General features: G+C 43.3%; 12 protein-coding genes and 1 pseudogene. 7 read left to right on the plus strand and 6 right to left on the minus strand.

The window, feature by feature from the left end:
• Positions 1 to 23 precede the first annotated feature (23 nt).
• The 3 genes from NLZ44_RS19360 (at position 24) to NLZ44_RS19370 (ending at position 4,267) form a co-directional block, all read left to right on the plus strand.
• Positions 24 to 1,577, plus strand: coding sequence for a pentapeptide repeat-containing protein (locus NLZ44_RS19360; RefSeq protein ID WP_493750836.1), 1,554 nt, complete (start codon positions 24 to 26; stop codon positions 1,575 to 1,577).
• A gap of 161 nt (positions 1,578 to 1,738) precedes the next feature.
• Positions 1,739 to 3,304: a helicase C-terminal domain-containing protein gene (locus NLZ44_RS19365; protein ID WP_493750837.1), complete on the plus strand. Its 1,566-nt coding sequence runs from the start codon at positions 1,739 to 1,741 to the stop codon at positions 3,302 to 3,304.
• A gap of 114 nt (positions 3,305 to 3,418) precedes the next feature.
• Positions 3,419 to 4,267, plus strand: coding sequence for an amino acid ABC transporter substrate-binding protein (locus tag NLZ44_RS19370; protein ID WP_493750838.1), 849 nt, complete (start codon positions 3,419 to 3,421; stop codon positions 4,265 to 4,267).
• A 149-nt stretch (positions 4,268 to 4,416) separates the two neighbouring features.
• Here NLZ44_RS19370 and NLZ44_RS19375 read toward each other — a convergent pair.
• Positions 4,417 to 5,589: pseudogene (locus NLZ44_RS19375) on the minus strand (RNA-guided endonuclease InsQ/TnpB family protein).
• Positions 5,590 to 5,652: 63 nt separating this feature from the next.
• Here NLZ44_RS19375 and tnpA point away from each other — a divergent pair.
• Complete coding sequence (tnpA, locus tag NLZ44_RS19380; protein WP_493750839.1) at positions 5,653 to 6,090, plus strand: IS200/IS605 family transposase; 438 nt, start codon at positions 5,653 to 5,655, stop codon at positions 6,088 to 6,090.
• A 35-nt stretch (positions 6,091 to 6,125) separates the two neighbouring features.
• Here tnpA and NLZ44_RS19385 read toward each other — a convergent pair whose 3' ends face one another.
• Positions 6,126 to 6,329: a hypothetical protein gene (locus NLZ44_RS19385; protein ID WP_006625873.1), complete on the minus strand. Its 204-nt coding sequence runs from the start codon at positions 6,327 to 6,329 to the stop codon at positions 6,126 to 6,128.
• A 201-nt stretch (positions 6,330 to 6,530) separates the two neighbouring features.
• Between NLZ44_RS19385 and NLZ44_RS19390 the strand changes: the two genes are divergently transcribed.
• The 3 genes from NLZ44_RS19390 to NLZ44_RS19400 all read left to right on the plus strand — a co-directional run bounded on the left by NLZ44_RS19390 (position 6,531) and on the right by NLZ44_RS19400 (position 10,024).
• Positions 6,531 to 7,301, plus strand: coding sequence for a pentapeptide repeat-containing protein (locus tag NLZ44_RS19390; protein WP_493750840.1), 771 nt, complete (start codon positions 6,531 to 6,533; stop codon positions 7,299 to 7,301).
• 62 nt (positions 7,302 to 7,363) lie between these two features.
• Positions 7,364 to 9,109: a hypothetical protein gene (locus NLZ44_RS19395; protein ID WP_493750841.1), complete on the plus strand. Its 1,746-nt coding sequence runs from the start codon at positions 7,364 to 7,366 to the stop codon at positions 9,107 to 9,109.
• A 246-nt stretch (positions 9,110 to 9,355) separates the two neighbouring features.
• The gene (locus NLZ44_RS19400; RefSeq protein ID WP_006625870.1) at positions 9,356 to 10,024 is read left to right on the plus strand and encodes a response regulator transcription factor; all 669 of its coding nucleotides are present in this window, start codon (positions 9,356 to 9,358) and stop codon (positions 10,022 to 10,024) included.
• On the opposite strand, the gene NLZ44_RS19405 is transcribed toward NLZ44_RS19400, so the two are convergent.
• From NLZ44_RS19405 to NLZ44_RS19420, 4 genes are all read right to left on the minus strand, one after another.
• Positions 10,017 to 10,499, minus strand: a complete 483-nt coding sequence (locus NLZ44_RS19405) for a low molecular weight protein-tyrosine-phosphatase (RefSeq protein WP_493750842.1) — start codon at positions 10,497 to 10,499, stop codon at positions 10,017 to 10,019. The two genes, NLZ44_RS19400 and NLZ44_RS19405, sit on opposite strands and share 8 nt — an antisense overlap.
• A gap of 51 nt (positions 10,500 to 10,550) precedes the next feature.
• Complete coding sequence (locus NLZ44_RS19410) at positions 10,551 to 11,267, minus strand: Uma2 family endonuclease (protein WP_369299524.1); 717 nt, start codon at positions 11,265 to 11,267, stop codon at positions 10,551 to 10,553.
• A 109-nt stretch (positions 11,268 to 11,376) separates the two neighbouring features.
• Positions 11,377 to 12,135 (minus strand): Uma2 family endonuclease, encoded by a 759-nt coding sequence (locus NLZ44_RS19415; protein ID WP_035759629.1) that lies wholly within the window; start codon positions 12,133 to 12,135, stop codon positions 11,377 to 11,379.
• 109 nt (positions 12,136 to 12,244) lie between these two features.
• Positions 12,245 to 13,003 (minus strand): Uma2 family endonuclease, encoded by a 759-nt coding sequence (locus NLZ44_RS19420; RefSeq protein WP_035759629.1) that lies wholly within the window; start codon positions 13,001 to 13,003, stop codon positions 12,245 to 12,247.
• Positions 13,004 to 13,085: the final 82 nt, after the last annotated feature.

The following is a 13,085-nucleotide window of genomic DNA, read 5'->3' on the forward strand; positions in this document are numbered from 1 at the left end:
ATCAACAGTGAATTTTCCACAGAATGACAGATACTAACAACCATCAAAATTCTGAGAGTGACGTTCTTAAAGTTTATGCAATTGTCAAAAGATATCGAGATGGAGAACGAGATTTTGAGGACATCAATTTAAACGAAATTAATTTGAGTCGAATTAACTTAGCCGGAGCTAATTTAAGTGCTGCATCCTTGAGTGTAGCTAATTTAAGCGCCTCGGATTTAAGGGAAGTGAATTTGAGTCGTGCTAACCTAAATGTAGCTCGATTAAGTAATGCTAATCTCACCAAAGCTATTTTAAATCAAGCCACCATTAATGTAGCTAATTTGGTGAGAGCAGATTTAACGGAAGCACAGTTAATTAACTCCCTATTAATTAGAGCAGAATTAATTAGGGCGAAACTCACTAAAGCTAACTTCACCCAAGCCAACTTAAATGGGGCGGATCTGCGTGAAACCAAACTTCAGCAGACTAACTTTAATGGTGCTAATTTAAGTGGCGCGAAACTGCGAGGCGCTTCTGGAGCTTTGACTCAATTTACCAAAACCGACCTACGAGGAGCGGATTTAGTTAAAGTTAATTTACCTAAAGCTGATTTTACTAATGCAGAATTAAGACAAGCAAATCTGACCTATGCTAACTTGAGTAATGCTGATTTTAGTGGTGCAAATATGCGCTGGACTGACCTACAAGGGGCTGACCTGAGTGGTGCTAATTTGACAGAGGCTAACCTCAGTGGTGCTAATTTGTCCGGTGCTAATTTAAGCAGCGCGGTGTTAGTAAAGGCTAGTTTAGTTCACGCTGACTTGAGCCAAGCTAACTTAATTCGAGCCAATTGGAGTGGCGCAGACTTGTCGGGAGCCACATTAACTGGCGCTAAACTTTATCAAGTTTCTAGGTTTAATCTAAAAGCTGATGAGATTACCTGTGAATGGGTGGATTTGAGTGCTAATGGTGATCATAGTCAGGTTTATCATTTTGATCGGGAAAGTCTCCGAAAGTTTTTTAATCAAACTCGACCTATAGTTGAGATTCTGGTTAATTCCTCCTTAGATCAAGATGCGAATATGGCTTTAGCCAACATTTACCACAAAATTGCTCAAGAGTTTCCCGTCATGGAACGTCCCCCCAGCCTAGAAGTAGGCGATCGCACTACCAAAATCACATTTATTGCTAACCAAGAACAAGAACTATTTGCTATTGGCTGTCTGGCTATTTTACCCTTTGATGATGCTCCCCAAACCCAGAAAAATATCGTTAATTTACTGCGTCAGATTCAAGATTCTGCCCTGAAAAAGGAGCGGCGATCGCAATTATTAAGCGCTATGGGTCAAGTAATTGCTAAAGTTAATGAGATGAAAAAAATAGCCCGCACCATTCGCTCAGAATTCAATCCGCCATTTTTTAGTAAACCGACCCGCACGCAATTAACCAATGGCGGCCAGAAAATGATTATGGTTCATGAAAACTCGCAAATCAGCAAACTCAATCCCTCTCCTAATAGTGGTTCCGATGCCAATTCCACCCCTAATTTTGACCAAGTAATGGCTTTTATTAACAGTTTCAATGATATGCCCTAACAGTAGCATCAAATCTCCAGGTTAACCATTAATCATTCATGGGTCCGGGTTCGATGCTGTGGGTTGGTCGGTGTTCTGCTCACTACAAGCTAAACTAGAAGTCGATGGGCTGAAGTTGAGAACCTCTGGCACCATTACTAAATATTTGGCTTGATAACCCTGTGATTGAAGTAGAAGCACATAATCTGGTTCGTCGTTTGGTGCAGTCCGTTGGTGACATGGACTGGCCACACTATTTGACAATGACAAGATTAGTGGCGCGCGCCTTGCGTTTGGGACGTAGTGCATTAATTCAAACCGGGGTGATGCCAAAAGTCCTCGATCATCCCTATCGGTTTAGTTATCTAATTCCGGTTTTAGTTGGTAAAAAAGCTACTGTCATCGTCGCCTCCGAATCGGTAATTGAGCAACTCTTGACCGTGGAAATTCCTAAAATTAAGGGTATTACAGATGCAGATGATCAGAAATTAACCCTGATGGCGATTCAAAAAGGCGATCGCTGGCCAAGTCAAGATTTTCAGGGTTTGCTACTAACCACCCCTCAAATATGGTTAGCAGATAGACTAGGCGAAAACCAGCACTTTCCCCCACATATTCCCACCATTATTGATGGTGCCGATGATTTAGAACAGTGGAGTCGCGATCGCCTCACCGTCGCCTTAGAATGGTCAGACTGGACCCTATTAACCCAGAATCGACCAGAATGGCGAGACACCCTCCAGTTAACCCAAGTGCGTCTAATTCGCTCAATTTTCGCGCACCCAGCTAATCTTTATGGTTGTCATCTCCTCGACTCCGAAGAACAGGATATTCTCCAAAATCTGTTTGTGGCTCTTACACAACCCACAGAATCAACTACTACCTCAGCCGAAACCTCTAGTCAAGGCTTAGACTCTCGGTGGCACGAGTTTTACCATCAATGGTTATCTGAAAATCAACTAAAGTGGGTAGAAGTTGACCGCGCGCAGGGTTCATTCAAATTATATTGCAGTCCCCTAGAAGTAGCTTCAGCCTTGAGTCCCATTTGGGAAAAACAACCCGTAGTCTTGATTGGCGGCGCTTTAGACTTGGATAAAAACGCTCCCATTTATCGTCAGAGCATGGGATTAGGGGATTTAACCTGTGTGAAATTTACACCCGATCGCCAAAGCCAATTAATTCAACTTTATCTACCTTCTCGGATACCCATGCCAAATACACCCCAGTTTGAGAAGGCATTAATTGACCAATTGCGGATCTTACTATCTATGAGTATCAATATTAGTGGTTTGAAAGTTATATTGGTTGAGGATATTCCCCTCAAAGGAAGAGTGGCGGCGGTGTTAGCTTCTGAGTTTGGTTCCCTAGTACAGGTGGAAACCACAGCTATCAGCGAAACAGGGGTTTTAGTTACGGGTTGGCAATTTTGGCGAAACCATCAGCATCAGTTAGTTTCTCCCCATTTGTTAGCGATCGCCACTTTACCCTTACCCTCCCTAGAAAATCCCCTAGTAGCCGGGACCGTCGCCTACTACAAACAGCAGCGCCAGGACTGGTTTCGGCTATATTTACTCCCCGCCGCCTTAAGAGAGTTACAGGGTGCTGTCGCTCCCGTTCGCCACAAACAAGGTATCGTAGCCCTATTAGATAGTCGGGTAACTCGTCGCACCTATGGAAAACAGGTACTAACAGCCCTGAGTCCCCACGTTCAAATCGATTATCTCGACACCACCTGGTTAAATATTTAACTGGCTTGATTGTCCTTGCCAACAGTGCTATGATACCATCAATTTCCTTTGCCCAATTGGGCAAAGTTTTTAACTGGGTTTTTTTGATAATCGCCCACCATTTAAATTAGATCTATGAATCAAAAGTTGGCAATTCCCCTACTTAGCTTAATCCTGAGTGTTGGCTTTACTGGATATGCAGCGGCGGAAACTGTTTTAGAACAAATCGGACGAACTGGAGTCCTGCGGGCGGGTGTACGGACTGATGCGGTTCCCTTTAGCTATTTAAACGATAATGGCGAGATCGAGGGATATTCTGTCGATTTGATTAGGTTGATTCATGGTCGCCTTGAAGAGAAGCTAAACCAGCCGATCCGGTTGGAGATGACTACTGTTACCCTACTCGATCGCTTTGAACAAGTCCAAAAGGGAAACCTAGACCTGGTGTGCGAGGCTACTAGCATCACCGCTGAACGGGAAAATGGGGTGGATTTTTCTACTCCCTTTTTTGTAACGGGGATTCAGATGTTAGTCAAAACTGAAAATCGCGATCGCCTTGACCCCACCCAACTATCCGAAACAGACATTTCAACCGTTAGCTTGGAACGGGTTACCATTGGATTTTTAGAATCTACCACCGCTGATAGCGAGTTGCGCCCAGTTTACCCAGAAGCCCAATGGGAAGCCGTCCCTAGCCGCGCTGAAGGTATCCGCCGCTTACAGGCGGGGGAATTACAAGGCATTGTTAGTGATGGTATTCTGTTGCTTGGACAGTTGTGGAAAGATGGGAGCGATCGCCAGAACTTTCAACTGGTTCCCAGCCAACCCCTGACCTTCGAGAATTACGGATGTATCCTACCCATGAACAGCCGGGAGTGGAGCCGAGTAGTTAATTCAACTATTGCCAGCCCAGAAAACACTACCCTTTGGAATCAATGGTTTGATACCAACCAAGGTAGGTTCCCTTATCGTAAATTTGAATAAGTATTGACCGAGAATATGCCGATCAACAAACCGGGAAATCTGGAGGGGGTTTCTCGTGTTTTGGGGAGGCGAAATTAATCGTATATTCTGCCTGCATGAGTTTTGACACCCGCCTATCCGTCCCGGCGTGCGCTAACGGGGCTTTCCATCTATTTCAACAAATCAAAGATTGACAATTGTTGAAATGCTGGACGGGTTGACGCTTCATTGAGATGTGCTTTCTTTACAGAAAGTCTGACCCTCTCTCCACATCCGTTTAAAGTCTCCAAATGCCCTCCGGCGACCTTAATATTAATCGCAGCGTTAACATCTCTATCATGAGATGTGCCACAATTTAAACAAGTCCACTCTCTCATATTTAATTCTTTTTTGCCACCGCGAAAACCGCAGCCAGAACCGGTTTGAGAAGTGGGAATCCATCTATCAATGACACGAAAATCACGCCCGTACATAACAGATTTAACTTCTAGCATTGTTCTCAAACTGCGCCAACCCAAATCCGAAATAGCACGGGATAGTTTTCGGTTTTTAATCATCCCTGAAACCTTTAAATCTTCCAAGACTATCGTTTGGTTTTCACGAATAATCCGAGTTGACAATTTCTGAAGAAAATCGTTTCTGGTATCAGAAATCTTGGCGTAAAGTTTAGCTAATTTCTTTCTAGCAACTTCCCTTCTTTGACTGCCTTTCTGTTTCCTCGACAAATTACGTTGTCATCTTCTTAAACGCTTTAGTTGTTTCTTTAAAGGCTTAGGAGATTTAACTTTCTCACCATTGCTTAATGTGGCAAAATCAGTGATTCCTAAATCAATTCCTACAGAATTTTGGTTTTCCGGTAAGGGTTGAGGATTAAACTCAACAACAAAACTGACAAAATACCTATCAGCACTGTCTTTGATTAAGGTGGCACTAGAAGGTTTTGTGGGTAACTCTCTACTCCAGACTACTTTAATATCACCCATTTTAGCGATGTAAATGTAATCCGAATTAAGGTAGAGTTTAAAACCATTATCCATAAATCTAGCGGATTGCTTAGATTTACGCTTTTTAAACTTGGGAGGTTTAACTTTCTTACCTTTTCTTTGTCCTTTACAGGATTTGAAAAAGTTAGAGTAAGCCTGCTCTAAATCTCTTAAAGACTGTTGTAAGGGAATAGAAGAAACTTCTCCCAACCAGATTTTTTCCTCGGTTTTTTTGAGTTCTGTAAGTCTTTGAGAAAGTTCGTTGATATTAGGCTTTTTGTTACCCGCACGGTATTGTTCTTGACAATATGCTAAGGCATCGTTAAATATTACCCGACAGCATCCTAACAATTGAGACATCAATCTCTATTGTTGGTCTGTTGGGTAAATTCGATATCGATATCTTAGCTTCATACTGTAAAAATGTATGAGTCTGCATTAATTATAGCTAGGAGTCTGGTAGATGTCAACCCTTTGACGAAAAGAGCGTCTGTTTCGGATTTAAAGATTCATTTGGTCTGTGTGACTAAGTATCGTCGCCAAATCTTGACAGTGGAGAGCCTGATGTTAATCCTGAAGTCTTTTCGAGAAGTGGCTGAAAAAATGAATTTTCAAGTGCTGGAATTTAATGGGGAGTCAGACCATATTCATACCTTAGTTGAATACCCTCCTCAACTCTCTATTTCTGTCATAGTAAATGCTTTAAAAGGATTTGCCAGTCGTAGATATGGGCAAGCCAGATTCCCTAAACTCTACGGAAAAGAATCTTTATGGTCGCCTAGTTATTTTGTATCTTCAATCGGTGGCGCACCATTAGAGGTTCTGAAGTCTTACATTAAAAACCAAGAAAAGCCGTCGTAGAACGACGGGGTTTTCAACCCAAAATTTTCGATAATTTACTCAACAACGTGGAGTAATCCCCGACGTAGGCGATCGAATACTTCGTTAATGCAGTCGTGTTCTTCATCACTCAGACATTCCTTGGATAGAAGCAAGTACATAAGTTGCTTTTGGTCCTCGCGGGTGATCTTGCGAGAAACAAAAATGCGATCAATTAGAGCATCGAGATTGTTAGATGAGGGTGAGAATTGCGCCAGCATGGGAACTCATATAACGCTATGTAGCTATTATCTTACGTTCTAGGGATTATGGAAGTGATAGAGCGCGTCAGCCATTGTGATTGTGATCAATATTAAACCTGATTTAGATCACAATTGCCGCATATATACTACCCAAGTCATGGGCGGAAAATGGTATAGAATAAAGGTTCATGAACGCTTACTCGCTACCGGAGATCTTCGATGAAATTCCCAATTCTAACGATGATTACCCTGTCGATTGCTATCCTACCAATGGCTCCGGTCCGGGCCAGTAATTTACAGGAGATCCGACAACTCCTATCAACTAAAGAATGTCCAAACTGCAATCTGACTAATGCGGGTTTGGTGTTAGCAGATCTCAGCGGGGCTAACCTCAGCGGGGCTAACCTGACTGGGGCTAACCTGAGTCGTGCTAACCTGACTGGGGCTAATCTGACTGGGGCGAACCTGACTGGGGCGAGTTTATTTGGGGCGAACCTGACTGGGGCGAACCTGACTGGGGCAAACCTGGCGGGGTCGGATTTGCGGGGCGCTTATTTGGCTAATGCGATCGCCCTTGAGGCTAATATTACTGAGGCTCAATTAATTGGAGTGGTGGGACTCCCGACTAATATTGGCAATGCCGAGGATTTCTATCGCCTGGGAGTTAAAGAAGCCTTGGAAGGGAACTATAAAAATGCCATAGACCACTACAACCGCGCCCTGAGTCTCAATCCTAACCTGGCGGCGGCTTATTTTGCTCGCAGTATGGCTTGGGCGGATTTGGGTGATTTAAATAGAGCCATGTCAGATGCTAAACAGGCTCAAGAACTATATAATAGATTGGGGAGCCAGGAAGGGCAGGAAATTGCTGCTCAGTTGATGGAAATCATCGAATTTCGTCAAAATCCCCAGGAACTTAGAGCCCGTAATGGCGGGGTTATGGAACTGCTGGAAAGCGCTACTCCCCTACTGTTAAGATTTCTGTTCTAAGCAAAAATAATTGAGTGGACACTACTGTTGGTTTAATGCGAGTTTGGATGGAGTTGTAGACTATGGGCGATCGCCAAAATCAATCTTTTTGGGATTCCGTAAACCAGAAAGTATCCGGTCTGCCTAAAAATTGGAGTCAACCCGCATCAGAGTTGGGTAAATCCCTGAGCGATCGAGCCACGGAAACAGCTCGAAAAACAGCAACTGAGGTGGGGGATTCGATTACTCATCGCGCTTCCGAAGTGGGGAAAGCCGCACTGCATAAAGCCACCAATTCTGGGGCTTCTGTGGTTAAACGCGCTCAAGGATGGGTCGAAAATATTTATCCAGAAGCCGAGGACGAAATCCCCACTAATCCAGAATATGACTGGAGTACAGATGAGCTTTATCATATTTTTGTCCCGGCTCAAATTGCCACCAATGGGGGGACTCAAATGGTTATGGTAAAAACAGGTAAAAGATATGAAGTGAAAATCCCACCCCATAGCTCAGAAGGTGCTAATCTGCGTCTGAAAGGGTGTGGATTGCAGGGAGAGGATGCCTTTTTAATTTTGCATACTTTACTCAACCAGCCCTCTGATAATATTGACCGTAAAATCAACAACCTGATTGTACAATCTCCCATTCATGACCGCAGTAAAATTAGATGTTTTCAGGCTTATAATAATCTGCAATCAGGCTCGGTTATTCAAGACCCTAACGCTCTAAATTTGCTGGATTATTTGTTTCTGTCTTCTCCTGTATATTCCGAGTTAAGTCAGCGCTATCTTATTGCTAGTTATAATTCCCGATTAATGGCTATTGAAAAATCTATTGAGTTAGCCTTAAATGCAGGTCAATTAGAACTAACAGAACAACGAGATATCCGCAGCACTTATCAATATTTGCGTGCCGGGGAGATGGTTACTAATTTAGACAACCTCACTCGTCTGGATGCCATAATTTTGCATTCCTCCCTCCCTAAGATTCTCAAACAATATTATCTGAGATCTAGTGCCATCGCTTTGTCAATGACTGTAGATGCCATAATTATTAATAGTATTAATACCAGCCAGACCATTGCACAGGAAGAAAGACCTGATTTTCTATCTATATTTACTAAGTTTCGTCAGGGGACAAATGTTCAGAATCAGCCCCTATTCAAACGCTTTGAGGCTTGGATAGCACAAGCTGAAATTCCCCAAGTGTGTCAGGTGATTTTTTACCTATGGCGAGAAGGTAGCTTTCAGTTGCACAGTGAATTACCATCAGACCATTGGGAACAGTCCTGGAAAGCGATCGCTACTGCTAAAGCCTATATAAACGAGACCCAACCCCAACAGAGACCTTCAGCCAACTTCCCACCCATTGAAGTTTTACCTGGAACTCTAGCCGAGTCGGCTTATAACAGTGTCTCCCGTGGTGGTTTGGGTCTGTTGTCGGGAATGCCAATGCTAGAGGGGATAACTGGATTAATTGGGACAGCAGCCCTGGTGGCGATCGCCCAAGTAGCCTTACTCCCCGCTACCGAAAAAATGGCCTTGGGTATAGGTCATAATAGCGATCGCACCACCACAGCCACAGGTAAAAATTGGCAAGCTGTGGGTTCCTTTGGAGACACACCCAACCCTCGATCTAGTAAATTATCTGGCTTACCCGCCTATAGAGACATGATCACAGAACTCCAAGGCTTACAAGCCATAACTCAGCCGGGGGAGTGGCTGCCGGAAAGAGTGTTATCTTCTCAATTTGATGTGAGACAATTATTTACATATCAGAAAACCCGCCAGCAAACCATCAAAGTCTTGGAAACCCAGATGTATGCCTAATCATACAGCCCCCTGCCATGCCACTGATCAGTACAGGGATAAATACTTATCCCTTAAGCTATCCACTTGTCAACTACATATAATGTTAAAATAAACAATCCCAAATAATCATTTAAGTAGTGGCGATTTGAGGATAGCTACAGCATTTGGTATTAACTTCCTAGTTGGTGAGGTGTTTTTTGTGAGTCAGCCTATCTCTAAAACCCATAGAGAATCTAAATCTCTAGTCTTTTATCTCCAGTTCCTATGCCTTTGACACTTCTAGTCGTTGATGATGATTTGGGAACTCGCCTTTCGATTAGCGATTATCTGGAAATGTCAGGATATATGGTCATTTCTGCCACCAATGGTCAGGAAGCACTCGAATTGGTAGAAAAGCATCAACCACACCTGATAGTAACAGATATTGCCATGCCAGAAATGGATGGTTTTGAGCTAGTCAAGCGAGTTCGTTCCCAACCTGGTTTCCGTTTGTTACCAGTGATTTTTTTAACCGCTCATACCAGTACCGAAGAGCGGATTCGGGGCTATCAACTCGGGTGTGATAATTATCTCCCTAAGCCTTTTGAATTAGATGAGTTAGGTGTAGTGATTAGGGCGCTTTTAGAGCGATCGCAACTCATTGAAGCAGAATGGAGGTCTCGGATTAATGAACCCCTATCAAACCATACCAGTCCCCGTTATAAACGGCATCATTTTCACAGTTTATCAACTACCAACATTCATCTCACCGAACGAGAACAACAGGTTTTGAACCTACTTACAGAAGGATTATCCAACGTCAAAATCGGAAATTCTCTGCATCTGAGTTCTCGCACTGTCGAAAAGTATGTTAGCAGTTTACTCCGCAAAACTGACAGCAGTAACCGCGCTGCACTGGTACGGTTTGCCTTGGAAAATGACCTAATTAATTAACCGATGGTTGATTAACTACAAATTCTAATAAGCCTTCACAGGCATCTAGTAGCAAATCAATCACCTGATTAAAACCTTCCGGACCACCATAGTAGGGATCGGGAACTTCTTTCAAGGTATGATGGCTACAGAAATCGCACATTAGCTTAACCTTATCACCATATTTTTTCCCTCGATCAAGATACAGAATTTGCTGATAATTGTCCCGATCCATCGCCAAAATTAGATCGAAATTATCAAAATCGGAGGCGGTGAACTGACGAGCAGAACCCTTGAGGACAATGCCTCGTTTTTTCGCAGCCATAGTCATACGAGGATCAGGGGCCGAACCAATATGATAGCCTGATGTCCCCGCCGAATCACAGACAATGCGATCGCTCAAATTAGCCTCTTCGATCAGATGATTCATAATATTCTCGGCTGAAGGCGATCGACAAATATTTCCCAGACAAACAAATAACAATCTATAGGACATAGTTGCAAACACGATTTTTGACTATGGCACTAACGCCATAATTATATAATTTCACATAATTTCATTCGGATCAATTCCCAATTCCTGTAAACGAGCTGCTAGGCGATCGGCTCGTTGTCGTTCCCGTTCCGCTCGTTCTTCACCAGATAACAGTAAATTACCATCACTATCCCACCAACGCAACCAAGGTAATTCCACGTTCTGATATATTCCCGACCAGATACCTAACTCTACTCCCATTTCGGGAATTGGGTAATGATTGCGGTTATTTGGGGTTAGCAACTCATAGAAACTACCCTCTAAACGATACACTTCTACCTGAGATTTTTCCACTTCATAGATGGCATAATACGGCGTTCTTATTACCGTTTCATAAATCCAAAACTTGCCTTTCCAAGCGGTTTTATCTCGTTCTTCTGAACCATCCCCAGATACAAATTCGATGATGATTTGGGGACAGATTAATTCTTGCCACAATACATAAGACCGTCGCAGTTTACCATTGAGGGTCGGGGGAACATTCGCCACATAAAACCAGTCCGGTGCTTCCGCTCCTTTCTCGGGTGGGTCTGTAATGCGCCAGTAAATCCCACTATCTTGACCAATGCAATATTGTCCGTCTGGATGTATTTGATTAAGAACCGGACGAATAGAATCGGTTAATAGGATACTTTGGGGGTGTTCTTGAAAGTTTTTCACAAAGGTTCCGTCTTCACAGGGAAGTTGGGTATGATCCGGTAGAGTCGTTAAAGATTCGGTGGCAGTCATATACAAGAGAACCGATAGTTCTGACTTAACTATAGCATATCTGACAAGGCGATCGCTCCTCTCCTTCTCTTTTCCACTTCTATGACACTAAAGCCAAAATTGGATAATTTCAGATGATTTCATTAGGATCAATTCCCAATTCCTGTAAACGAGCTGCTAGGCGATCGGCTCGTTGTCGTTCCCGTTCCGCTCGTTGTCGTTCCTGTTCCGCTCGTTGTTGTTCCCGTTCCGCTCGTTCTTCACCAGATAACAGTAAATTACCATCACTATCCCACCAACGCAACCAAGGTAATTCCACGTTCTGATATATTCCCGACCAGATACCTAACTCTACTCCCATTTCGGGAATTGGGTAATGATTGCGGTTATTTGGGGTTAGCAACTCATAGAAACTACCCTCTAAACGATACACTTCTACCTGAGATTTTTCCACTTCATAGATGGCATAATACGGCGTTCTTATTACCGTTTCATAAATCCAAAACTTGCCTTTCCAAGCGGTTTTATCTCGTTCTTCTGAACCATCCCCAGATACAAATTCAATGATGATTTGGGGACAGATTAATTCTTGCCACAATACATAAGACCGTCGCAGTTTACCATTAAGAGTAGGGGGAACATTCGCCACATAAAACCAGTCCGGTGCTTCCGCTCCTTTTTGGGGTGGGTCTGTAATGCGCCAGTAAATCCCACTATCTTGACCAATGCAATATTGTCCGTCTGGATGTATTTGATTAAGAACCGGACGAATAGAATCGGTTAATAGGATACTTTGGGGGTGTTCTTGAAAGTTTTTCACAAAGGTTCCGTCTTCACAGGGAAGTTGGGTATGATCCGGTAGAGTCGTTAAAGATTCGGTGGCAGTCATATACAAGAGAACCGATAGTTCTGACTTGACTATAGCATATCTGACAAGGCGATCGCTCCTCTCCTTCTCTTCTCCACTTCTATGACACTAAAGCCAAAATTGGATAATTTCAGATGATTTCATTAGGATCAATTCCCAATTCCTGTAAACGAGCTGCTAGGCGATCGGCTCGTTGTCGTTCCCGTTCCGCTCGTTGTCGTTCCTGTTCCGCTCGTTGTTGTTCCCGTTCCGCTCGTTCTTCACCAGATAACAGTAAATTACCATCACTATCCCACCAACGCAACCAAGGTAATTCCACGTTCTGATATATTCCCGACCAGATACCTAACTCTACTCCCATTTCGGGAATTGGGTAATGATTGCGGTTATTTGGGGTTAGCAACTCATAGAAACTACCCTCTAAACGATACACTTCTACCTGAGATTTTTCCACTTCATAGATGGCATAATACGGCGTTCTTATTACCGTTTCATAAATCCAAAACTTGCCTTTCCAAGCGGTTTTATCTCGTTCTTCTGAACCATCCCCAGATACAAATTCAATGATGATTTGGGGACAGATTAATTCTTGCCACAATACATAAGACCGTCGCAGTTTACCATTAAGAGTAGGGGGAACATTCGCCACATAAAACCAGTCCGGTGCTTCCGCTCCTTTTTGGGGTGGGTCTGTAATGCGCCAGTAAATCCCACTATCTTGACCAATGCAATATTGTCCGTCTGGATGTATTTGATTAAGAACCGGACGAATAGAATCGGTTAATAGGATACTTTGGGGGTGTTCTTGAAAGTTTTTCACAAAGGTTCCGTCTTCACAGGGAAGTTGGGTATGATCCGGTAGAGTCGTTAAAGATTCGGTGGCAGTCATATACAAGAGAACCGATAGTTCTGACTTGACTATAGCATATCTGACAAGGCGATCGCTCCTCTCCTTTCCTTCTCTTCTCCAC

This window comes from Arthrospira sp. PCC 9901 (assembly GCF_059013425.1).

Coding starts and splice junctions, on each gene's coding strand:
- NLZ44_RS19390 (WP_493750840.1), top strand. CDS start 6,531: ATGAAATTCCCAATTCTAACGATGATTACCCTGTCGATTGCTATCCTA.
- NLZ44_RS19420 (WP_035759629.1), bottom strand. CDS start 13,003: ATGACTGCCACCGAATCTTTAACGACTCTACCGGATCATACCCAACTT.
- NLZ44_RS19370 (WP_493750838.1), top strand. CDS start 3,419: ATGAATCAAAAGTTGGCAATTCCCCTACTTAGCTTAATCCTGAGTGTT.
- NLZ44_RS19395 (WP_493750841.1), top strand. CDS start 7,364: ATGGGCGATCGCCAAAATCAATCTTTTTGGGATTCCGTAAACCAGAAA.
- NLZ44_RS19400 (WP_006625870.1), top strand. CDS start 9,356: ATGCCTTTGACACTTCTAGTCGTTGATGATGATTTGGGAACTCGCCTT.
- tnpA (WP_493750839.1), top strand. CDS start 5,653: ATGTATGAGTCTGCATTAATTATAGCTAGGAGTCTGGTAGATGTCAAC.
- NLZ44_RS19410 (WP_369299524.1), bottom strand. CDS start 11,267: ATGACTGCCACCGAATCTTTAACGACTCTACCGGATCATACCCAACTT.
- NLZ44_RS19405 (WP_493750842.1), bottom strand. CDS start 10,499: ATGTCCTATAGATTGTTATTTGTTTGTCTGGGAAATATTTGTCGATCG.
- NLZ44_RS19415 (WP_035759629.1), bottom strand. CDS start 12,135: ATGACTGCCACCGAATCTTTAACGACTCTACCGGATCATACCCAACTT.
- NLZ44_RS19385 (WP_006625873.1), bottom strand. CDS start 6,329: ATGCTGGCGCAATTCTCACCCTCATCTAACAATCTCGATGCTCTAATT.
- NLZ44_RS19360 (WP_493750836.1), top strand. CDS start 24: ATGACAGATACTAACAACCATCAAAATTCTGAGAGTGACGTTCTTAAA.